Source organism: Methylosinus sp. LW3 (genome assembly GCF_000527115.1).
Taxonomy (GTDB): Bacteria; Pseudomonadota; Alphaproteobacteria; order Rhizobiales; family Beijerinckiaceae; genus Methylosinus.
In genome coordinates, this window is sequence record NZ_AZUO01000001.1 from 990934 (window position 1) to 1010546 (window position 19613).

Genomic DNA, 19613 nt, shown 5'->3' on the forward strand with positions numbered 1-19613 from the left:
TGATCGCCGGTATTGGACCAATCGCATGAACCCGATGGAACCGCTTCGCTTTCTCTCCCCCGACCGCGCCTTCGATGTGGGCGCGCGGCTCGGCGAGATCAGGACATTCTTGCAGGAGCGCCTCATCGGCGCCGATGCGCTGGTCGAGCGCCTGCTGATCGGCCTCGTCGCCGATGGCCATGTGCTGCTCGAGGGCGCGCCGGGCCTCGCCAAGACGCGCGCGGTCAAGCTGCTCGCCAGCGCCTCCAATCTCACCTTCGCGCGCATTCAATGCACGCCCGATCTCATGCCCGCGGACATCACCGGCACGTCGATCTGGCGTCAGGACAAGAGCGTCTTTGAATTTTCCGCGGGGCCGATCTTTCATTCGCTGCTGCTCGTCGATGAGATCAATCGCGCGCCGCCCAAGGTGCAATCGGCGCTGCTCGAGGCCATGGCCGAGCGTCAGGCGACAATCGCCGGCGCGACCCACGCGCTGCCCGACCCTTTCATGACCGTGGCGACGCAGAACCCGATAGAGCATGAAGGCACGTTTCCGCTGCCGGAGGCGCAGCTCGATCGCTTCATGCTGCATGTCGAGCTGGCGCTGCCGGACGCGGCCACCGAGCGGCTCATTCTCGATCTCGTCGAGCGCGAGGATCAGGGCGCGGCCGTCGCGCCGCCCGAGGCGCTGCAGCCGGAGGAGATCGCCGGCGCGCGCCAGGCGGCGCGATCGGTCTTTCTCTCCGCCGCAATCAAGGATTATATCGTGCGGCTCGTCACCGCGCCGCGCGACGCGAGCATTGCGCCGGAGCTGGCGGCGAAGATCGCGCATCCGTCCTCGCCGCGCGGCACATTGGCGCTCGCTGCGGGCGCCAAGGCGCGCGCCTTTCTCGATGGGCGCGATTATGTCGCGCCGCAGGATGTGACCGAGCTCGCCGTCGATGTCCTCTCGCATCGCACGATTCTCGGCTGGCGCGCGCTCGCCGAGGGCGAGACTCCGCGCGGCGTCATTCGCGCCTATCTCGATGCGGTTCCGCCTGCATGAGCGCGGCGGAAGCGCCTGTCCTCGGCGTCGATCTCGATGTCGACTCCTTGATGCGTCTGCGGCTGCTTTCGACGCGCAGCAGCGCGCGCAGAGCCGCTGCGACTGCGCCGCTCGGCGGCGTGGCGCGGCGTCGGCGCGGGCGCGGCGCCGAGACCTATGACGTCCGCCCTTGGTCGGACGGCGACGATATGCGCAGCCTCGATCGCAATGTCACCGCCCGCACCGGCGCGCCGCATGTGCGCACCTTTCACGACGAGCGCGAGCGCTCCGTGCTTTTTGTCGTCGATTTTCGCACGCCCATGCTGTTCGGCACGCGCCGCGCCTTTCGTTCGGTCGCGGCGGCGGAGGCCGCGGTCGCCTCCGCCTGGCGCGTCATCGACTCGCAGGGCCGCGTCGGCCTCGCGGCGATCGGCTCGGCGGGCGCGCGCTGCTTCGGCTGGGCTGTGGGCGCGCGCAGCTTTCCGCCTCTGCTCGTCGCGCTCGCCGAAGCGCATCGCTCCGCTCTCGCGGAAAGCGCCGAAACAGCCGAGCCGCCGCTCGCAGCCGCGCTCGAGGAGATGGAGAGCGTCGGCGGAACATCGGCGCTCACTCTCGCCAGCGCGCTGGATTCGCCGGGCGAAGCTTTCGACGTAATTGCAACGCGCATCGCGCGTCGGCGCGACCTCTCCGTGCTGCTCGTCGCCGATCGTTTCGAGCTGGCGCCTTCGCCGGGTCTCTATCCGTTTCGCACGCGCGTGGAAGACGGCTTGCTACGCATCGCGCATGGAGCGCGGACTGCGCCCGACGAGCGGCTGGCGCGCTTGCGCCGGCTCGGCGCGCGCACGCTCGAGATCGACGCCGGCCTCGATGCGGAGACGATCGCGCGCCTGCTCGAGCGCTTGGATATGGAGCGGTTCGATGGCTGATCCTTCTGAGCTGCTCCAGCAATTGCGGCCGCTGCGCGCGCCGCCGCCGGATGGAACGGCGGAGGTTCTGCTCATGGCGCTCGTCGGTTGCGGCGCCGGCGCTTTGTTGACGCTCGCCGTCTTGTTCTGGCGCGCGCGCCGCCGTCCTCTGCGTCGCGCCGCGCTTTCCGCGCTGGCGTCGGCGCGCGCGTTGCCGGCGACCGAACGGCTCGCCGCACAGGCGCGGATGTTGCGCGATCTCGTTGGAGCGCTCGACGGCGGGGTCGCGCATTTGCACGGCGAATCCTGGCTGACGCGGCTCGACGCGATTTTCACGACGACTTTGTTCAGCGAAGGCGAGGGCCGCGCTTTCGGCGATGCGCTCTATCGCCCGCGCGCCGATGATCCGAGCGAGACGCTCGATCGTTCATTGCAAAAGCTGCTGTCGAGGCTCGATCGATGAACGGCCTCGAATTGGCGACGCCTCTCGCGCTCGCGCTCTTGCCCGCGCCCTTGCTGCTGCGCTTGTTGCGCGGGCGCGCGGCGGGCGGCGGATTGCCATTGCCGGAGACCATTCGTCATCGGCTCGGCGCCGGCGCGGCATCCGGCGGCCTGCGTCTTTCCTGGCGCGCCATCGTCTCGACGCTCGCCTGGATCGGACTGGTGCTGGCGCTCGCCGGGCCGCGCGTCGCCGGCGCCGTCGCGGCGCTGCCGGCGACCGGGCGCGACATTATGTTGGCGCTCGATCTCTCCGGCAGCATGACGAAGACGGATTTCGAGATCGACGGCGTCGCCGCGAGCCGTCTCGCAGTGTTGAAACATTTTGGCGCGGAGCTGATCCGCCGTCGCGCCGGCGATCGCATCGGCCTCGTCGTCTTCGCCGAGACGGCTTTCGCCGCGGCGCCGTTGAGCTTCGATCTGCGCGCGGCGAGCGCGACGCTCGAGGAAATGGAGATCGGCCTCGTCGGCCGCTCCACCGCGATCGGCGAAGGGCTCGGCCTCGCGGTGAAGCGTCTTTCGGATTCCACCGCGCCGTCGCGTCTCGTGATACTGCTCTCCGACGGCGCCAATAACGCCGGCGTCAGCGAGCCCGGCGCCGTCGCCGAGCTGGCGCGCAACATGGGCGTGAAAATCTTCACCATCGGCCTCGGCGTGAATGACACGGTCGCCAATCCCGACGATACGGATGCGGTGGATTTCGTCGCGCTTCAGCACATAGCGGAGATCGGCGGCGGCGTGGCGTTTCGCGCACGCACGGGCGCCGAGCTCGACGCTGCGACGCGCGCGATAGAGTCGCTGATCGCCGGGCCGGCGCCGGCTCCGCCGACGATCATCTTTCATGAGCTGTGGATTTATCCGGGCGCGCTCGCTTTTTTGGCGGCGGCGGCGCTCGCGCTCTCGACCAGAGAAAGACGATGATCGAGCTCGGCGATTTCGCTCTGCTGCGACCGCTCTGGCTGCTGGTTCCGCCAGCGCTGGCGCTGGTAGTCTTGGCGACGCGGCGGCGCGATGCGCTCGGCGATTGGCGCCGCATCGTCGATCCGGCTCTGCTCGCTGTCATGCTGCGCCGAAGCGCGAGCGTCGGCGCCTCCCGCAGCGACGCGCCGCTTTTTCTCGGCGTCGCGCTCATCGCTCTCGCGCTCTGCGGGCCGGCGATGAAAATGCGCGGCGCCGAGCAGTTTCGCAATCTCGACGCCACATTGATCCTGCTGGACGTCTCGCGCGCCGAGCGCTTGCCGCGAGCCGTCGCGGCGGCGCAATTTCTGCTCGAGCGCTCGGGCGCGCGGCAGATCGGGCTGGCGCTCTACGCCGGCGACGCCTATCTCGCGAGCCCGCTGACAGACGACGCGAATGCGCTCGAATCTCTGCTCTTCGCCATAGACGAGCGCACCGTGCCCGATGGCGGAACCAAGCCGGATCGCGCGCTCGCCTTCGCTCGCCGGCTGCTGCGCGAGGCGGAGATCGCATCGGCGGATATTGCGGTGATCTCCGATGGCGAGGGTCTCGATCCGCGCGCCGAGCGGCTCGCCGCCTCGCTCGCGCGCGAAGGGCGCCGTGTGCATAGTCTCTTTGTCTCGGCGCGCGCCGGCGCCGATGCGCTCGAGCCCGCGCGCCGCGCCGCTATGACGGCGCTCGCGGCGGCTGGGGGCGGGCGCGCCGGCGACGCCGCCGATCCTCGCGATATCGCGCGCGAGATAGAAATGCGCGGCGTCGCTCATATCGCAGAAGGCGAGCTGCGCGCGCTCGAGTGGCGCGACTATGGACGCTTTGTCCTGCTGCTCGCGGCGGCGCCGCTGCTGCTCGCGCTGCGGGGGAGGGGCGCATGATCCCGTATCATCGCATGAGAGGCGAGCCAGGAGGCTCGCGGTCCATCGCACGCCTCGGACCGCGCGCCTTCAGGCTCGCTCTCTTCTTCCTCTCTCTCGCGCTCGTGAGCGCTCTATGGACTCTCGGACCGCAGCTCGGCGGACGCGCATTGCTGGCGCTCGGCCTGCCATCCCTTGCGGCGCAAGTCTTCGCCGATCCCGTCTGGAAAGGCGCCGCCTTCTATTCGGCCGGGCGCTGGGAGGAGGCCGCCGCCGCTTTCGCGCGCGATAGCGACAGCCTCTATGATCTCGGCAATGCGCTGGCGCTCGCCGGTCGTTACCGGGAGGCGGTCGCCGCCTATGATCGCACGCTGCGCGCTGATCCGGACGATGAGGACGCGGCCTATAATAAAACTCTGCTGCTCGGTCTGCTCGAGCGCGAGAGCGCCGGCGGCGACGCCAAGGCCAATTCGGCCGCGACTGGCCAGCAGCGCGTGCTCGGCAGTCTCGACGATGACAAAGGCGGCGGCGGGGAGGGCGCGGCGGGCGAGCGCGAGACGAGCTCGCGGCCGGGCGACCGCGGCGGCGCCAAAGCCTCCAAGCAGGGCAAGGGCAAGGAGGAGACGAAGGAGAGCGGCGCCGGCGCGACTGGCGCGGTCGGAGCCTCGGAAGGCGCGGGCCGCACCGGCGGCCAGAGGATCGACGTCGCGGCTCTGCTGCATGAGCGCGATCGCCGCGTGCGCCGGCGCCTCGAGGCGCGCTCCATTCGTGCGAGCGCCGATTGGCTGCAGAGCCTCGACGACGATCCCGGCCGTTTCTTGAAGCTGCGCATCGCCGCTGAGAAGGCGCGCCGTTTGCGCGCCGGCGGCGGCGCGCTGGAGGAGGATGATTGATGTCGCGCCGGCTCGCGCTTCTTCTGTTCTTCTTGCTGCAGCCTCTCGCGCAGGCGCTGGCGCAGGAGGAGCCGCCCTTCGGCCGCGTCGAGCTCCGCGTCGAAGCGCCATCCGAGACGCCCTATGTCGGCGAGCCGTTGCGGCTGGTGATCCGTTCCGCGATACGCGGCCGCGTGCTGCTGGATCATATCATCCAGCCTTCGCTGCTCGATTTCGACTGGCAGCAATTCGGCGTCGACTCCTCCAGCGAGGAAATGATCGACGGCTTTTGGACGCCGGTGGTCGAGCGCGTTCTGATGATCTATCCGCTGCGCGCCGGGCGCCTCACCATCCCGCCCTTCAAGCGCCGCATCGCCTATCGCATCGACGAGAGCGGCAAGGTGGAGGCGGAATATGTTTCCGCGCCTCTCCAGATAGAGGCGCGCGCCCGCGACGGGCTGGTCCCGCCGGGCGAGAGCTTTCTGCCGGCGAGAAGCCTGCGCATCACGGACGCCTGGGACATAGAGCCGGACAGGATTCCCTTCGGCGAGACGGCGCGGCGCACCGTCACTGTGGAGGCCGAGGGCGTCACCGCCGATCGCCTGCCGCCGCTGCCCAATTTCCGCGCGCCGGGAATCATCACTTTCGCCGCGCCAGTGGAGCGGCAGACGATCGTGACCGATCAGGGGCCGATCGCCCATGCGGTTTATCGCTGGAGCGTGCGGCCCGTGTCGGCGGTCGCGGCCTATGCGCCGGCGATCCGCATCGCCTGGTTCGATGTCGCGACGCGGCGGATGCGCGAGGCGATTGCGCCCGAGCGGCGCATCGCTTTCGGCGACGCGCCGCGTGAGCGCTCGGCCGCGAAGCTGCGCGAGAGTCCGGGCCTGTCGGCGCCGCAGCCGATGATCGCCGCGCTGGCGAGCTTCGTCGCGACGGCCGCTCTCATCTGTCTCGTCGCCGCCATGCGGGGACGGATCGGCGTGCGGCGGCCGGCTGCGCTCGCGGCGTTGAGACGAGCCGCTCGCATGGCGGACGCCGTCGCCTTTCGCCATGCCGCGCGCCGCTTGGCGGAGGCCGATCCAAAAGCATGGGCGAGGGTTGTCGGGCGCGAGGACATTGGCCCTGCGCTGGCCGCGTTGGACGCTGCGCTCTATGGGCCGAGGCCGGCGGCCGCCCCGGCGCTCGCGCCGTTGGCGCGCGCCATCGCCGCCGCATGGGCGCCGAGCGGCGCTGGATAGCGGACAGAATATGGAAACCGCCCTCACGGAACGACGGTGATCGTCCCGCTCATATGAGAATGCAGCCCGCAGCGAAAGGACACCTCGCCCAGACGGGTCAGCGTGACGTCGAAGCTCTCGTCCTCATCGACATGCTCGGGAGAGTGGAAGATTTCTTCCTTGCCCATCGCGCCGATGATGGAATGCGGCGCCTGATCGTGATTGACGAAAACGACGGTGTCGCCCGCTCGCACGGTGATATGGACCGGCGCGAAGGCGAAATTCTCGATGCGCACCTCGGCCGCGAGGCCGGGACCGAGCCAGAGCGATATTGCGAGAAGCGAGGCCCAGAAAGCACGCCGTCTCATACGAAGCCCGCGGCGATATTGACGGTGAGCGCCAAAATCGCGGTGTTGAAGAAAAAGGCCAGCACGCCTTGCACCAGCGCCACCGCGCGCATCGTCGTGGAGGCGGTGGAGACGTCCGCCGTCTGCGAGGCGACGCCGATCACATAGGCGAAATAGAGAAAATCCATATAGCCGGGCTGCTGCGCGCCCGGAAAGATCAGCCCTCCGCGCAGCTCCGCGGGGCGATCCGGCGTGGTGGCGCGCTCGAAATAATATTCATGCGCGTAATGCAGCGCGAAGGTGAGATGCACGAACAGCCAGGAGAGCACGACGGTGAGCACGGCGAGGAAAATATGCGCGTGCTTGGAAAATCCCTCGAGATTTTTGACCGGCCCGAGCTCGGCGACGATCGCGCCGATAGAGGCGCAGGCGGTGGCGATGGTCATCACCAGAATGACGAGCCGGCCTTCGTCCTGAAATTGCGCGCGGCGCCGTATGGAGCTCGGCGTCGAGCGCGCCATCATCTCCGCCGAGAGGAGGAGATAGAGCGTCGCGAAGACGTCCCAGCCGACCAGCGCGCGCGTGACCTCGCGCCAGCTCGCGGGCAGCAGCAGGCCGATCGCCGCGCCGGCGAGCAGGCAGAAGAACAGCCGCGCGCGCGCCCTGGCGATGCGCCACAGCAGTGGGCGCCGGTGGCGCGCGTGAGTCTCGGCGGCGTGGCTCATCGGCTCGCTCAATTGCTGCGCAGCGCGACGAAGCGCGCGGCCTGCGCGAGCACGCCCGTCGCCGCGCCGAGCCCCGTCTCGGCGAGCGCCGCTATGGCCGCCTCGACCAGCGCGTCACGCCGCTCGCGCGCCTTGTCCATGCCGAGCAGGCCGATCAATGTGGCCTTGTTGCGCTCCGCATCCTTGCCGGCGCGCTTGCCGAGCGCCGCCTCGTCGCCCTCGGCGTCCAAAATATCGTCGGCGATCTGGAAAGCGGCGCCGAGCGCGTCGCCATAGCGGCCGAGCGCCGCCGCCACAGGAGCCGAGGCCCCGCCGAGAATGGCGCCGAAATCGACCGAGATGCGCAAGAGCGCGCCGGTCTTCATGGCCTGGAGGCGGAGCGTCTCCTCCTGGGAGAGCGGGCTCGTCGCCTTTTCGGCCTCGAGGTCCAAGGCCTGGCCGCCGACCATGCCGCCGAGCCCGGAAGCGCGGGCCAGCGCCAGCACGAGACGGGCGCGGATTTGCGCATCCGCATGGGTCGCCGGATCGGCCAGAACGTCGAAAGCATAGGTCAGCAGCCCGTCGCCGGCGAGAATGGCGGTGGCCTCGTCGAAGGCCTTGTGGGCGGTGGGGCGGCCGCGGCGCAGATCGTCGTCGTCCATGGCCGGGAGATCGTCATGGGCGAGCGAATAGCAATGGATCATCTCGATCGCCGCGGCCGCCCGGCGCGCGCTCTCGCCCTCGACGCCGAAGAGGCGGGCGGATTCGAGCGCCAGAAACGGCCGCAGCCGCTTGCCGCCGCCCAGCGCCACATAGCGCATCGCCTCCAGCAGCCGCGCCGGCCGGGCGATTTCGCCCGAAAGCGGCTCCGCGCCGAGCAGGGCGTCGAGCGTCGTCTCGGTCGTGCTCGCGGCCTCGTCGAGGCGGCGGCGGAAAACGTCGTCGATGGTCTTGGCTGCGTTGGTCTTGGCTGCGTCGCCGGTCATGGGACCCTTTCCCGAGAAAATCATTCCATCTGGCTCGGACCTAACAAATTTGCGATCAATCCCCAAGTGGCGAGGGGAAGAGGCCGCGCAGGGGGCGCGGCGCGAGAGGAAATCCGAAAATATGACCGTTTCTTTGTTCGAACCCTTTCGGCTGGGTGATTTTACGCTCGCCAATCGCATCGTCATGGCGCCGCTGACGCGCCGTCGCGCCACCCATGGGACCAACGCCGCCAATGCGCTGATGGCCGAGCATTATCGCCAGCGCGCCTCGGCGGGCCTCATCATCGCCGAGGCCTCGCAGATTTCCCAGCAGGGGCAGGGCTACGCCTATACGCCGGGGATTTATTCGCCCGAGCAGGTCGCCGGCTGGCGTGAGGTGACGGAGGCCGTGCATGCGGCGGGCGGGCATATCGTCCTGCAGCTCTGGCACGTCGGGCGCGTTTCGCATGTCTCGCTGCAGCCCGGCGGCGGCGCGCCGGTCGCGCCTTCCGCCATCGCCACGACGAAGCAGGTGGCGATCGAGACCGGCGCCGCCGATTGCTCCGCGCCGCGGGCGCTGGAGCTCGGTGAAATTCCGGGGCTGATCGCCGATTATCGCAAGGCCGCGCGCAATGCGAAAGAGGCGGGCTTCGATGGCGTCGAGGTGCATTGCGCCAATGGCTATCTCATCGACGAGTTCTTGCGCGACGGCTCCAACAAGCGTGAGGACGCCTATGGCGGCGCGCCGCAAAATCGCGCGCGCTTCGGCCTCGAGGTCGTGGACGCCGTGCTGCAGGAATGGGACGCCTCGCGCGTCGGCGTGCGCATATCGCCGGTGAGCCCGGTGTATGATATGTCGGACAGCGATCCGCAGAGCGTCTTCGGCTATTTCGTCGAGAGGCTGGCGGAGAAGAAGCTCGGCTTCCTCCATGTCATAGAAGGCGCGACGCAAGGCCCGCGCGATGTCGCGCCTTTCGATTATCTCGCTTTGCGGAAGAGCTTTCCTGGCGCCTATATCGCCAATAACGCCTATACGCTGGAGCTCGCGCAGGAGACGCTCGCGAGCGGGCGCGCCGATCTCATCGCCTTCGGCCGTCCCTTCATCTCCAATCCCGATCTCGTCGAGCGCCTGCGTCGCCGCGCGCCGCTCACCGAGGTCGATTTCGAGACAGTCTATGGGGCGGGCGCGAGAGGCTATACGGATTATCCGACGCTGACGGCGTGAGCCGGCCGGGCTCGTTTCTCCTTGCGGGAAACGAGCCCGCCGAGGCGCTATTCCGCCTTGGGCGCCGTGTCCGGCGCATGGCCGTCATGGCCGCTCTCATGTCTGCCATCATGGCCCGCGCCATGGCCCTGATGCATGGATTTCATATGATCCATCATCATCTGATCATGCATCTGATGCATTTGACGCATCTCATGCATCATCTTGCAGCAGCCGCCGCCATGGCCGTCGCCGTGCTCCTCCTGCGGAGCGGCGGGCTTGGTCTCGACATTGGTCTCGGCGAGCGCCGGCGCGATCGTCGCCGCCAGAAGAGCGGCCGCCAGTGTGGGAATGATATTTTTCATCGCATCGCCCTCGCTATTGCCGGCATCTTTATAGGAAGTGGTCGCCGGCAGGGTCGATCGCAATGCGGCGACATGTCCTATTTGTCGCGTATTTCTCCAAAAGCGAGCCTCTCGGCCCGCCGGCGAATCAGCTTTCTGGCTCGGCGACAGTCTCGCAGGAGACAGAACGCAGGCGCTGCTCGGCGCGATCGCGATCGCTCGCGCGCTTGGCCAGCGAGCGCAGCAGCACGAAGCCGCGCATCGAAGGCGCCGTCACATGCACTTGGCTCGGCGGCGCTTCCTCATCCTCGCCCTCGACGGCTTCTATTTGGCGCGCATCGCCGATCAGAACGTCGATCTTGCCCTTGATCGCCGAGCGATCCGTGGCGGAATGAAAGATGCGGCCCGTTCGCGCGTGAAAGGAGAGCGCGAGCAGATCCTCCGGATCGGCGTCGGCGCGCACGCGCATCAGACCTTTGGAGAGATCGAAGAGGCAGACGCCTTCGACGAAAGCCGAATCCTCGAAAGGCGTGACCTCGGCGCCGGGCGCGGCGCGCGGCAGCAGAGCGACGCCATTGGTCGTCGTCTCGGCGTTCTGCGCGGCGGCGAGCAGGCGCGCATAGGCGTTGCGCGGCGCCACGTCCGGCATCAGCAGCACGGAGACGATGTGAACGGAGCCCGCGACGCAGACGGTCGCGAGCGCCCAGGGCAGCCAGTCGAGATAGTCGCGAGAAATCTTCATGCGCAATGGAGCTTCACGATCTTCGGAAAGGTCTGAGGGTCGGGCGCCGATTCGAGGTCGAGCGGCGTGTCATAGAGGCGCAGCGCCAGCACGAAAGGCTCTTTCGACACCGGCAGCCAATTGCCGGGCCGCGCCTGCGCGCCAATGTCGATCTCGAAGGCGCCGCCCTCGCGCCGCGCGATCTCGCTGGAGGTGAAAGCGTGGCGATCGGCGGGATTGTCGATGAGCCGGCCGGTCACGCTGGTCGCGCCGAGCGTCCAGAAGCGCGCCGCGGGAGTGGTGTCGAAGACGCGATAGTCGCAGCGTCCATCGAGCGGCGCCCCGCTCGAATCCGCATGGGCGAAAAAGGCGAGGCCCTGATCGCGCCCGAGCGGCGCCTCGCCCGAGCGCGCCAGCACGGCGCGCGCATAAGGGTCGATCTCCGCGCCGCCATGGCGCGGCCAGGCGGTCCAAGGTCCGACATGCAGCGCGCCGAAGCCGCGGCCGAGCCCGAGCGAGACGGCGGTCATCGCAAAGCCCAGCAGCAGGCCCGCGATCATCACGACGAAAGCCCTCAGATAATTGGTCATGCGAAATCCGTCAGCGCCGATCGGCGCGCTTGTCGGTGGAACGCGTCTGCGGCTGCGAGCCGGCGGCGGGGCGCTCGGGACCGTCGAGCTTCATCTTCGACTCGATTTGTCCGAGCGCCTCCAAGGCGCCGCGCGAGAGCGCCGCGGGACGCGCCGGCGCGCCCAGCTCCAGCGTCTTGGGCTGAGCGGCGGCCGCCGCTGCGAGCGTGGCGGGCGTGGCGAGTCCGCGGATCGGCTTGATGGCGATTCCTTGATGCGCATAGGCCATGATGTCGTGCCATGTCTTCGCCGGCAAGGTGCCGCCGGTCATATTGGACATGCCCTCATTGTCGTCGTTTCCATACCACACGCAGCCGCCCATATTGCCGGTATAGCCGCAGAACCACGCGTCCTTATAGCCATTGGTGGTGCCGGTCTTGCCGATGACGTCGATTCCGGGGCCGAGATTGGCGCGCCCGCCCGTGCCTTCGTCGATCACGCGCTTCATCATCGTGTCGAGCTCGGCGACCTTCTCGAAAGGCACGACCTGCTCTTGCGGCGGCGCGTCGCGATCATGCTGATAGAGAATATCGCCGCGGCTGTTGCGCACCTCCGTGGCCGCATAGGGCGTCGTCTTTTTGCCGCCATTGGCGAAAGCGGCGTAGCCGGCCGCATGCTCGAGCAGGATGACGTCGCTCTGCCCGACGGGCAGAGAGGGCGTGTCCTCGAGCGGCGTGGTGATGCCGAGCTTGCGGCAAGTGTCGATGATCTTGGCGCGGCCGGCATGAGAATCGCCATTGCCGATGGCGATCGACAATTGAATGGCGATTGTGTTGAGCGATTTGGCGAGCGCCAATGACAGCGGCAGCGAGCCGGCGTAGCCGCCGCTATAATTATGGACGCAATAATTGCCGATGCAGGTGGGACGATCCGTCACCACCGTCGTCGGCTTGAACTTATTGCTCATCAGCGCGGTGAGATAGACATAGGGCTTGAAGGACGAGCCCGGCTGGCGCGCCGCCTCCGTCGCGCGATTGAACTGGCTCGCGCCATAATCGCGCCCGCCGACCAGCGCGCGCACGGCGCCGTCGAGATCCATGAAGGCCGAGGCGCTCTGCTTCGCATGATAGGAGCGCCCGCTCTCGCGGAGATTTTCCTCCACCACCTCGTCGGCGCGCTTCTGCACATTGGGATCGAGCGCGGTGCGAATGACGAGCACGCGATCGTCGCCGAACTTGCCCGCCTCGGCGAGGCGCTGCGCCTCCTTGAAGGCGAAGTCGAGATACCAATCCGGGCTCTGGTCGCGCTTGCGCTCAACCGGCGTCGCAGGATTGCGCTGCGCGGCGACGATCTGGCTCTGCGTCATGAAGCCGGCGTCGACGAGATTGTCGAGCACGTCATTGGCGCGCGCGCGCGCTGCGGGGAGATTTACGTGCGGGGCGTATTTGGTCGGCGCCTTGAACAGGCCGGCGAGCATGGCGGCCTCCGACAGCGAGACGTCGCGCACCGATTTGCCGAAATAGAATTCCGCCGCCGCCTGAATGCCGAAGGCGCCGCCGCCCATATAGACGCGGTCGAGATAGAGCTTCAGTATCTCCTGCTTGGTGAGACGCTCCTCGAGCCAGAGCGCGAGAAAGGCCTCGTTGATCTTGCGCGTGAGAGTGCGCTCATTGGAGAGGAAGACGTTTTTGGCGAGCTGCTGCGTGATGGAGGAGCCGCCCTGCACCACGCCGGAGGATCGCGCATTCACCGTGAGCGCGCGTCCCGTGCCGATGATGTCTATGCCGAAATGCTCGTAGAAGCGTCGATCCTCGGTCGCCAGCACAGCCTTGATGACGTAATCGGGATATTGATCGAGCGGCACGGCGTCGTCATGCTTGATGCCGCGCTGTCCGGCGACGGCGCCATAGCGATCCAGAAAAGTGATCGAGAGGTCCTGCTTCTTCAGCCAATCGTCGCTGGTCATGCGCATGGCGGAGACCGACAGCGCGAGCGCGACCAGACCGCCGCCGAGCGCCAGCGTCAGCGACTCGCAGCCGATCTCCACCGCGACCCGTCGCAGGCCGCGCACCTGGAATCGGTTCATGAAGGCCGAGAAATTCTCATAGGCCTCGCGCGCGCCGCGGCTCGAGTCGAAGAGGCTCGAGTCGATATAGGCGTCGAGCGCCAGCAGAAGCCTTGCAGCCCGCTTGTATAAGCGCGAGGATCGAATAGGTTCGAGCAATTGCGCCGCTCCCTTGGCCCAACCGGGCGATTATGCGAACCAGGAGGCGGATGATAGCACTCCTCGAGCCGCCTTGACGATGGCCGGCCCGCAGGATCGCCGGCAGGATGAATAAAGCGCGCGCTGCGCCAAGGACGAGGGCCGAAGACAGAGCATGGCGAGGAATGGCGAAAAAGAAGCGGGCGAACCGTTCTGGATGAGGCCCTTGAGCGAATTGACGCGGACGCAATGGGAAAAGCTCTGCGACGGCTGCGGACGCTGCTGCCTGGTCAAGCTCGAGGACGAAGATAGTGGGGAAATCTATCATACGAGCGTCGGCTGCGACCTTTTGGACGGCGACACCGGGCGCTGCCGCGACTATGCCGGCCGCCAGACCAAGGTGCCCGACTGCGTGCGCCTGACCGTGAAGGCGCTCGCCGGCATCGCCTGGCTGCCGCCGACCTGCGCCTATCGCCTGCGCGCGGAAGACAAGCCGCTGCCGGACTGGCACCCGCTGCTGACCGGCGACCCGGCCAGCGTCCATACGGCCGGGGTCTCCGTGCGCGGCCGCGTGGCGGCTCATGAGCAGGAGGTGGAGACCGACGATCTCCCCAATTTCATCGTGCTATGGCCCAAGCGCTGGCCGCGGCGCAAGAAGGGGCGGGCGGCGTGAGGCGGGGTTGTGATTTTATTCCTTGACAGCGGGACGCTGGTCCTATAGACAAGTCCCATGCTCCAGAATTGCGCTTGGGGCGAGGGGCGGCGGCCCCCTGCCTCTCGGAGAGAGCTTCGAGATGGATTTCGCGATCAAAACGGAGATCGCCGATGCTCGCGCCGAGACCTTCGTCTTCACCGCGCAGAAGACGATGTACGGCGGCAAGACGATCGCCGTCGGCGACAGAGTGTTTCTTTTCGCGAGCGAGAATGAAGGCGGCCGCGGGCTTGTCGCGCGCGGAGTCGTCGTCTCCGCGGAGCCTGTCGCAAAGAAGGCCGGGGGCGAGCGGCAGACGCCCCGGGTGAACGTCGCGATAAGACGCGACGCGCTCGCGAAGCGTCCGCTCGGCCGCTCCGAGCTGAAGGCCTTCGACGACTGGACCGACGGCCGGCCGCAGACTGAGCTCAACTTCAAATTCTATCGCCAGGCGACCAATAAGATCGTCGGCGTCTCGAATGAAACCGCGGCGTTTCTCGATCGCTTTTTCTGAGCGCGCGCTGCGGATCGCGAGCCCTCGCGCTCGTCTCTTCCGAGAATCTCACGAAAGGCCGATGCATGGCGTCAAAGTCCGACGCGCTTTCGCGCGACATCGTCACGCAGGCGAAGCTGCTCTATGACGCGGGAGTCACGCCGCTCGCCGAGGTGCGCGCCATGCTCGGCATGAGCGAGCGCGCTTTCCACAGTTTTCGCGAAAACGAGGGATGGCCGATGCGGCCGTCGCCGATCAAGCGCAAGAGCGTGGAAGAGCCATCCATGGCGACGCGGCGGAGCGCGCCGGCGGAGAAAGACTCGGGCAGCCTCATCGCGCGGCTCGAAGAGGCGGTGGAGCGCGAATTTGTCCGCGCCGAAGCGGCGCTCGCGACATGCGGCGCAAAGGCGGCGCCGAAGACGATGGAGACGAGCGCGCGCGTGCTTGCGAGCCTTGTGCGCAGCCTCGCGGAGTTGAAGCGCATGAATCGCGACGCCGCCGTGGCGCGAGAGGAGGACGGGCGTGTCCGAGACGCTTTCGACGACGAGCCTCCCCGCCAATTGGCCGAGCTCCGCGAGGAGCTTGCTCGCCGGCTCGAGCGCATGTGCGGCGATGGGCCGCCTGAATGAGCTGATCGACGGATTTTCCGCGCGCGAGCTGGAAACGCTGCTCGCGGATTGGGAGTTTTGCGCGCGCGAGGATCAATGGCCGCCCTTGCTCGCGCGCAATGGCGAGCCATGGCGCGTGTGGCTGATATTGGGCGGGCGCGGCGCCGGCAAGACGCGCGCCGGCGCCGAATGGGTGCGCGCCGTCGCGCGCGGCCGGCCGCAATTTTCGACGCGGCCCTTGTCGCCGATCGCGCTCGTCGGCGAGAGCGCCGCGCATGTGCGCGATGTGATGATCGAAGGCGTCTCCGGAATTCTCGCCATACATCCGCGCAGCGAGCGGCCCTTGTGGGAGCCGTCGCGCAAGCGCCTCACATTCGACAATGGCGTGGTCGCGCAGGCTTTCTCGGCGGAAGATCCCGAGAGCCTGCGCGGCCCGCAATTTTCCGCCGCCTGGTGCGACGAGCTGGCGAAATGGCGCTATGCGCAGGAGAGCTGGGATATGCTCCAATTCGGGCTGCGCTTGGGCGACTGGCCGCGCCAGATCGTCACCACCACGCCGCGCTCCATTCCGCTTCTGAAGCGCCTGATGAGCGAGCGCGGCGTCGTGACGACGCGCGCGACGACGCGGCAGAATGCGACGCATCTCGCGCCATCCTTTCTCGAGAGCGTCGTCGCGCAATATGCCGGCACGAGATTGGGGCGTCAGGAGCTCGACGGCGAGATCGTCGAGGAGCGCGCCGACGCGCTCTGGACTCGCAATATGTTGGAGGCGGCGCGCATTGTCGAGGCGCCGCCGATGGAACGCATCGTCGTCGCCATCGATCCGCCTGCGTCATCCGGCCAGCGCGCCGATCGATGCGGAATCGTCGCGGCGGGAGCAGCGAATGGAATCGTCTTCGTGCTGCAGGATGCGACGCTCGCCGCCGCGCGGCCGGCGCAATGGGCGCGCGCCGGCGTCGCGCTCTATCACAGGCTCGAGGCCGATGCGCTGATCGCCGAGGTGAACCAGGGCGGCGAGATGGTGCGCGCCGTCATTCACGAGGCCGACCCGAGCGTGGCCGTGAGAGAAGTCCGCGCGACACGCGGCAAATATTTGCGCGCGGCGCCGGTCGCGCAGCTCTATGAGCAAGGGCGCATCCGCCATGTCGGCGCCTTTCCGGCGCTCGAGGACGAGATGTGCGATTTCGCCACCGACGGCTTGTCGTCGGGGAGAAGTCCCGATCGTCTCGACGCGCTGGTGTGGGCCGTTCACGCGCTAGCGTTGGCGCCGCGCGCGCGCGAGCCGCGCATGCGACGATTGTGAGGGGGGGCGATCGCGAGCCACACGGCGCCGAGCCAGCCGCTTCCTACGCCCTGCTCAATGTTCACTCGATTTCAGACGGATATCTCATGCCCTCATTTCTCTCCCGTCTCCTCGGCGCGCGCGCGCCGGAGCGCAAATCCTCGCGGGCCATGCTTTCGCTGCATTCCATGGCCGCGCCGCAATGGACAGCGCGCAACAATGTTGCGCTCACACGGGCCGGCTATGAGCGCAACGCCGTCTGCTATCGCGCTGTGCGCATGGTGGCGGAAGGCGCCGCCTCCGTGCCCTGGCTCGCTTATGAAGGTCGCGTCGAAAATCCGGAACATCCCCTGCTGCGATTGATCGAGCGGCCCAATCCGAGCGATACGAGCGTCTCCTTCCTCGAGGCGCTCGTCTCCAATCTTCTGCTCTATGGCGACGCCTATGTGGAAGGCGCCTTCGTCGATGGATTGCTGCGCGAGGCCTATTGCCTGCGGCCCGATCGCATGAGCGTCGTCGCGGGACGCAATGGCTGGCCGACCGCCTATGTCTATTCCGTGGCCGGAGACAGCGTGCGCTATGACATTCAGGGTCGCGGCATAGAACCGATTCTGCACATTCGTCTCTTCAATCCGCTCGATGATATCTATGGCTTCGCGCCGCTCGCCGCCGCGCAGACGGCGCTCGACACGCATAACGCCGCGAGCTTCTGGAACAAGGCGCTGCTCGACAATAGCGCGCGGCCTTCCGGCGCGCTCGTCTATGCCGGGCCCGAGGGCGGACATCTGACGGATGAGCAGTTCGAGCGGCTGAAGCAGGAGTTGGAGGAGAATTTCTCCGGCGCCTTCAACGCCGGACGTCCGCTGCTGCTGGAAGGCGGGCTCGATTGGAAGGCGCTGTCGCTCTCGCCCAAGGACATGGATTTTTCCGAGACGAAAGCCTCCGCTGCACGGGAGATCGCGCTCGCCTTCGGCGTGCCGCCGCTGCTGATCGGCCTACCTGGCGACAACACATTCCGCAATTATGAGGAGGCCAATCGCGCCTTCTGGCGCCAGACGATCATTCCGCTCGTGCAGCGCTTGCAGAAGGCGTTTCATGCCTGGGCGCAGCCGGGCTTCGCGCCTTTCCGCTTCGACTATGACGCAGATCGCATCGACGCTCTGGCCAAAGAGCGCGCGCTCGAATGGAGCCGCATCGGAAGCGCCGCTTTCCTCACTGTCGACGAGCAGCGCGAGGCGGCTGGCTACGGCCCGATGGGAAAGCGCGTGAAATATTCGGCGGATCAGCCTCGCGTCAACGCCGGATCGCCGGACGGCGGGCAGTGGACGAGTGGCGACGGTAGCGGCGGCGGCGATCTCGCGCAAGTGGCGCTGAACACGATCGCTGGTGTCGTGAGCGATGTCGGCGCTACACTGGTCGGCGAGGGCGAAGGCTATTTCGTCGACTTGCTGGGTGAGAAGGAGCGAGGGGGCCATGCGATCGACTACCATGTCGGAAAGTCAGACGAGTTCTTGCTAAATCGAGTATTGACGGAACGTTATTCAGGACTTTTTGTCGATATGGGTCTTCAGGCTGCGGGATCGTTTCCTTCGTTGGCGGCGGCGAACAAACTCGTCAACGCGACGCTATCGGCTAATCGTGCTATTGTCGAAGCAGTGGCAAAGGGATTGCTTGGAGGAACCGATATGACCAGCTTTTTCGGTTCTCCGACCGGTAAGGAAGCGTTTGCAAACAGCGGCCGTTCCGCTCCATATATACGAGAGACAAACGGAGTTTTGGTGCTCATTCGACATGACGACGCCTCCCCTAATGGCTTCACGGTGGTCACCGCCTATCCGATAAACGACTAAATGAGAAAGAGACGGCATATGAACATCCCTGAGGCGTTCGCGAGCTACAGTCGCCTTTTCCATCAGGATCTTCTCAAGATTTATCCTTCTTTGGATGACGCGGTTCGACAGGCCCCGAATTTCCTTACGAGAGATCAGGTGGAATCGTTGAAGACCTATCTCGACGAGCTCACGAGCGGACGCTATTCGAACGCCGAATTGCAAGAAATTTGGAACAGCTCGAAGGCGCAATTATATATCTCTGGAGGCAGCATGATCGAATTCTTTCGTAAGGCGCGCGCCTATTTGAATTGACCGACCGGCCGCGCGTCGCCGCCGGATCGCCCGAGGGCAGGCAGTGGACGAGCGGGGATGGGAGCAGCGGCGGCGATTTCGTCCGGGTCGCGCTGAGCACGATCGCCTGAGCGATGTGGGCGGGCTCGTCACGCAGGTCGGCGATTTTATCGATCTGCGGGACGAGGAAGCGAACGGCGGACACGCCATCAGCGAGCATGTCGGCAAGAGCGATGAGTATTTGATACGACGCGTTCAAAGCGAGCGCTTCGAGAGGGGGCCATTCAGCACGACGCCGCTTGTCGGGTCGTTTCCTTCGTTGGAAGCAGCGCAGAAGCCGGTCAATTCGGCGATCGTCCACCAACAAGACACCGTCGAACTTGTCGCACGCGTCGTCACTGAGCGCAAGCGCGTCAATGCCGAATTCAATTCACCGACGGGTAAGGAAGCCTTTGTCGCGAGCGCTCGAGGACAGCCTGATATTCGTGATACATGGTGGGTCGCCGTGGTCTTGTGGCATTAGCATATCTCGATGTTGAGTAGGAATTATAGCGACGAGCAGCTGGTCGCAAATTGGAACCAGACTCTCGGCGGCGGCTTTGGCATTTCCAGTGGCAATGAAGGCGACGCGGAGGCGTTTCTTGGCCTCATACGCGCCGCGCTCGAGGCCTCGCTCGCTTCGCAGAAGAACACGTAGGCCGCGCTCGTCTATGCCGCGGCCGGAGGGCGGACATCTCACCGGTGAGCAATTCGAACGTCTGAAGCAGGAGTTGGAGGAGAGTTTCTCCGGCGCCTTCGACGCCGGCCGTCCGCTGCTGCTGGAAGGCGGGCTCGATTGCAAGGCGCTGTCGTTCTCGCCCAAAGACATGGATTTTTCCGAGACGAAAGCCTCCGCGGCGCGGGAGATCGCGCTCGCCTTCGACGTGCCGCCGCTGCTGATCGGGCTGCCGGGCGACAACACATTCCGCAATTACGAGGACGCCAATCACGCCTTCTGGCGCCGGACGATCATTCCGCTCGTGCAGCGCATGCAGAAGGCGTTTCCACGGGCTC

22 protein-coding genes and 1 pseudogene are annotated in these 19613 nt (G+C 66.6%); 16 read left to right on the forward strand and 7 right to left on the reverse strand.

The features are described 5' to 3' along the window. Positions 1–34 precede the first annotated feature (34 nt). Genes METLW3_RS0104845 through METLW3_RS26730 form a run of 7 tightly spaced genes read left to right on the forward strand, consistent with a single transcriptional unit; the run spans position 35 to position 6327 of the window. A complete protein-coding gene (locus METLW3_RS0104845; RefSeq protein ID WP_024878846.1) occupies positions 35–1027 on the forward strand; it encodes an AAA family ATPase in 993 nt (330 codons plus the stop codon). Continuing rightward, complete coding sequence (locus METLW3_RS0104850; RefSeq protein ID WP_024878847.1) at positions 1024–1932, forward strand: DUF58 domain-containing protein; 909 nt, start codon at positions 1024–1026, stop codon at positions 1930–1932. Before METLW3_RS0104845 ends, METLW3_RS0104850 begins: the two co-directional genes overlap by 4 nt. Beyond that, on the forward strand, positions 1925–2374 hold the full coding sequence (locus METLW3_RS0104855) for a DUF4381 family protein (protein WP_024878848.1): 450 nt from the start codon (positions 1925–1927) through the stop codon (positions 2372–2374). Before METLW3_RS0104850 ends, METLW3_RS0104855 begins: the two co-directional genes overlap by 8 nt. Continuing rightward, entirely contained in the window at positions 2371–3330 is a 960-nt protein-coding gene (locus METLW3_RS0104860) for a VWA domain-containing protein (protein ID WP_024878849.1), read from the forward strand. Before METLW3_RS0104855 ends, METLW3_RS0104860 begins: the two co-directional genes overlap by 4 nt. Beyond that, positions 3327–4238, forward strand: a complete 912-nt coding sequence (locus tag METLW3_RS0104865) for a vWA domain-containing protein (RefSeq protein ID WP_024878850.1) — start codon at positions 3327–3329, stop codon at positions 4236–4238. The genes METLW3_RS0104860 and METLW3_RS0104865 overlap by 4 nt, the downstream gene beginning before the upstream one ends. Then, positions 4235–5110 carry a tetratricopeptide repeat protein gene (locus tag METLW3_RS0104870; RefSeq protein WP_157516518.1) on the forward strand — a complete coding sequence of 292 codons (876 nt, stop codon included), beginning with the start codon at positions 4235–4237 and terminating at the stop codon, positions 5108–5110. The genes METLW3_RS0104865 and METLW3_RS0104870 overlap by 4 nt, the downstream gene beginning before the upstream one ends. After that, positions 5110–6327 (forward strand): BatD family protein, encoded by a 1218-nt coding sequence (locus tag METLW3_RS26730; protein ID WP_024878852.1) that lies wholly within the window; start codon positions 5110–5112, stop codon positions 6325–6327. The genes METLW3_RS0104870 and METLW3_RS26730 overlap by 1 nt, the downstream gene beginning before the upstream one ends. Positions 6328–6350: 23 nt before the next feature. Here METLW3_RS26730 and METLW3_RS0104880 read toward each other — a convergent pair whose 3' ends face one another. The 3 genes from METLW3_RS0104880 to METLW3_RS0104890 are packed head-to-tail and all read right to left on the reverse strand — an operon-like array spanning position 6351 to position 8343. Further along, positions 6351–6674 (reverse strand): plastocyanin/azurin family copper-binding protein, encoded by a 324-nt coding sequence (locus tag METLW3_RS0104880; protein WP_024878853.1) that lies wholly within the window; start codon positions 6672–6674, stop codon positions 6351–6353. Next, entirely contained in the window at positions 6671–7378 is a 708-nt protein-coding gene (locus METLW3_RS0104885) for a DUF1345 domain-containing protein (protein WP_036309278.1), read from the reverse strand. Before METLW3_RS0104885 ends, METLW3_RS0104880 begins: the two co-directional genes overlap by 4 nt. An 8-nt stretch (positions 7379–7386) precedes the next feature. Further along, positions 7387–8343 carry a polyprenyl synthetase family protein gene (locus METLW3_RS0104890; protein WP_051465497.1) on the reverse strand — a complete coding sequence of 319 codons (957 nt, stop codon included), beginning with the start codon at positions 8341–8343 and terminating at the stop codon, positions 7387–7389. A gap of 121 nt (positions 8344–8464) precedes the next feature. Here METLW3_RS0104890 and METLW3_RS0104895 point away from each other — a divergent pair, with 121 nt between their 5' ends. Next, complete coding sequence (locus METLW3_RS0104895; RefSeq protein WP_024878856.1) at positions 8465–9547, forward strand: alkene reductase; 1083 nt, start codon at positions 8465–8467, stop codon at positions 9545–9547. Positions 9548–9594: 47 nt separating this feature from the next. Here METLW3_RS0104895 and METLW3_RS0104900 read toward each other — a convergent pair whose 3' ends face one another. The 4 genes from METLW3_RS0104900 to METLW3_RS0104915 form a co-directional block, all read right to left on the reverse strand. Continuing rightward, positions 9595–9891: a hypothetical protein gene (locus METLW3_RS0104900; protein WP_157516519.1), complete on the reverse strand. Its 297-nt coding sequence runs from the start codon at positions 9889–9891 to the stop codon at positions 9595–9597. Between the two features lie 127 nt (positions 9892–10018). Further along, a complete protein-coding gene (locus METLW3_RS0104905) occupies positions 10019–10612 on the reverse strand; it encodes a hypothetical protein (protein ID WP_198022744.1) in 594 nt (197 codons plus the stop codon). Beyond that, entirely contained in the window at positions 10609–11181 is a 573-nt protein-coding gene (locus METLW3_RS0104910) for a DUF1214 domain-containing protein (RefSeq protein ID WP_024878859.1), read from the reverse strand. Before METLW3_RS0104910 ends, METLW3_RS0104905 begins: the two co-directional genes overlap by 4 nt. Before the next feature lie 10 nt (positions 11182–11191). Next, entirely contained in the window at positions 11192–13384 is a 2193-nt protein-coding gene (locus tag METLW3_RS0104915) for a PBP1A family penicillin-binding protein (protein WP_024878860.1), read from the reverse strand. Positions 13385–13538: 154 nt separating this feature from the next. Here METLW3_RS0104915 and METLW3_RS0104920 point away from each other — a divergent pair, with 154 nt between their 5' ends. From METLW3_RS0104920 to METLW3_RS0104965, 8 genes and pseudogenes are all read left to right on the forward strand, one after another. Then, positions 13539–14036, forward strand: coding sequence for a YcgN family cysteine cluster protein (locus METLW3_RS0104920; protein ID WP_024878861.1), 498 nt, complete (start codon positions 13539–13541; stop codon positions 14034–14036). Between the two features lie 121 nt (positions 14037–14157). After that, complete coding sequence (locus tag METLW3_RS0104925; RefSeq protein ID WP_024878862.1) at positions 14158–14568, forward strand: hypothetical protein; 411 nt, start codon at positions 14158–14160, stop codon at positions 14566–14568. Between the two features lie 65 nt (positions 14569–14633). After that, positions 14634–15176: a hypothetical protein gene (locus METLW3_RS0104930; RefSeq protein ID WP_024881616.1), complete on the forward strand. Its 543-nt coding sequence runs from the start codon at positions 14634–14636 to the stop codon at positions 15174–15176. Further along, positions 15160–16458 carry a terminase family protein gene (locus tag METLW3_RS0104935; RefSeq protein WP_051465498.1) on the forward strand — a complete coding sequence of 433 codons (1299 nt, stop codon included), beginning with the start codon at positions 15160–15162 and terminating at the stop codon, positions 16456–16458. Before METLW3_RS0104930 ends, METLW3_RS0104935 begins: the two co-directional genes overlap by 17 nt. A gap of 86 nt (positions 16459–16544) precedes the next feature. Then, a complete protein-coding gene (locus METLW3_RS25140) occupies positions 16545–18287 on the forward strand; it encodes a phage portal protein (protein WP_024878864.1) in 1743 nt (580 codons plus the stop codon). 138 nt (positions 18288–18425) lie between these two features. After that, complete coding sequence (locus METLW3_RS28100) at positions 18426–18581, forward strand: hypothetical protein (RefSeq protein WP_157096231.1); 156 nt, start codon at positions 18426–18428, stop codon at positions 18579–18581. 43 nt (positions 18582–18624) lie between these two features. Continuing rightward, the gene (locus tag METLW3_RS0104955) at positions 18625–19083 is read left to right on the forward strand and encodes an RNase A-like domain-containing protein (RefSeq protein ID WP_157516520.1); all 459 of its coding nucleotides are present in this window, start codon (positions 18625–18627) and stop codon (positions 19081–19083) included. Positions 19084–19273: 190 nt separating this feature from the next. Continuing rightward, positions 19274–19603 (forward strand): annotated as a pseudogene (locus tag METLW3_RS0104965) (phage portal protein); the annotation flags it as partial. Between the last annotated feature and the right edge of the window lie 10 nt (positions 19604–19613).

Excerpts from the sequence above, each read along its gene's own strand:
- METLW3_RS0104845 (WP_024878846.1), top strand. The coding sequence starts at position 35 with ATGGAACCGCTTCGCTTTCTCTCCCCCGACCGCGCCTTCGATGTGGGC.
- METLW3_RS0104850 (WP_024878847.1), top strand. The coding sequence starts at position 1,024 with ATGAGCGCGGCGGAAGCGCCTGTCCTCGGCGTCGATCTCGATGTCGAC.
- METLW3_RS0104855 (WP_024878848.1), top strand. The coding sequence starts at position 1,925 with ATGGCTGATCCTTCTGAGCTGCTCCAGCAATTGCGGCCGCTGCGCGCG.
- METLW3_RS0104860 (WP_024878849.1), top strand. The coding sequence starts at position 2,371 with ATGAACGGCCTCGAATTGGCGACGCCTCTCGCGCTCGCGCTCTTGCCC.
- METLW3_RS0104865 (WP_024878850.1), top strand. The coding sequence starts at position 3,327 with ATGATCGAGCTCGGCGATTTCGCTCTGCTGCGACCGCTCTGGCTGCTG.
- METLW3_RS0104870 (WP_157516518.1), top strand. The coding sequence starts at position 4,235 with ATGATCCCGTATCATCGCATGAGAGGCGAGCCAGGAGGCTCGCGGTCC.
- METLW3_RS26730 (WP_024878852.1), top strand. The coding sequence starts at position 5,110 with ATGTCGCGCCGGCTCGCGCTTCTTCTGTTCTTCTTGCTGCAGCCTCTC.
- METLW3_RS0104880 (WP_024878853.1), bottom strand. The coding sequence starts at position 6,674 with ATGAGACGGCGTGCTTTCTGGGCCTCGCTTCTCGCAATATCGCTCTGG.
- METLW3_RS0104885 (WP_036309278.1), bottom strand. The coding sequence starts at position 7,378 with ATGAGCCACGCCGCCGAGACTCACGCGCGCCACCGGCGCCCACTGCTG.
- METLW3_RS0104890 (WP_051465497.1), bottom strand. The coding sequence starts at position 8,343 with ATGACCGGCGACGCAGCCAAGACCAACGCAGCCAAGACCATCGACGAC.
- METLW3_RS0104895 (WP_024878856.1), top strand. The coding sequence starts at position 8,465 with ATGACCGTTTCTTTGTTCGAACCCTTTCGGCTGGGTGATTTTACGCTC.
- METLW3_RS0104900 (WP_157516519.1), bottom strand. The coding sequence starts at position 9,891 with ATGAAAAATATCATTCCCACACTGGCGGCCGCTCTTCTGGCGGCGACG.
- METLW3_RS0104905 (WP_198022744.1), bottom strand. The coding sequence starts at position 10,612 with ATGAAGATTTCTCGCGACTATCTCGACTGGCTGCCCTGGGCGCTCGCG.
- METLW3_RS0104910 (WP_024878859.1), bottom strand. The coding sequence starts at position 11,181 with ATGACCAATTATCTGAGGGCTTTCGTCGTGATGATCGCGGGCCTGCTG.
- METLW3_RS0104920 (WP_024878861.1), top strand. The coding sequence starts at position 13,539 with ATGGCGAGGAATGGCGAAAAAGAAGCGGGCGAACCGTTCTGGATGAGG.
- METLW3_RS0104925 (WP_024878862.1), top strand. The coding sequence starts at position 14,158 with ATGGATTTCGCGATCAAAACGGAGATCGCCGATGCTCGCGCCGAGACC.
- METLW3_RS0104930 (WP_024881616.1), top strand. The coding sequence starts at position 14,634 with ATGGCGTCAAAGTCCGACGCGCTTTCGCGCGACATCGTCACGCAGGCG.
- METLW3_RS0104935 (WP_051465498.1), top strand. The coding sequence starts at position 15,160 with ATGGGCCGCCTGAATGAGCTGATCGACGGATTTTCCGCGCGCGAGCTG.
- METLW3_RS25140 (WP_024878864.1), top strand. The coding sequence starts at position 16,545 with ATGCCCTCATTTCTCTCCCGTCTCCTCGGCGCGCGCGCGCCGGAGCGC.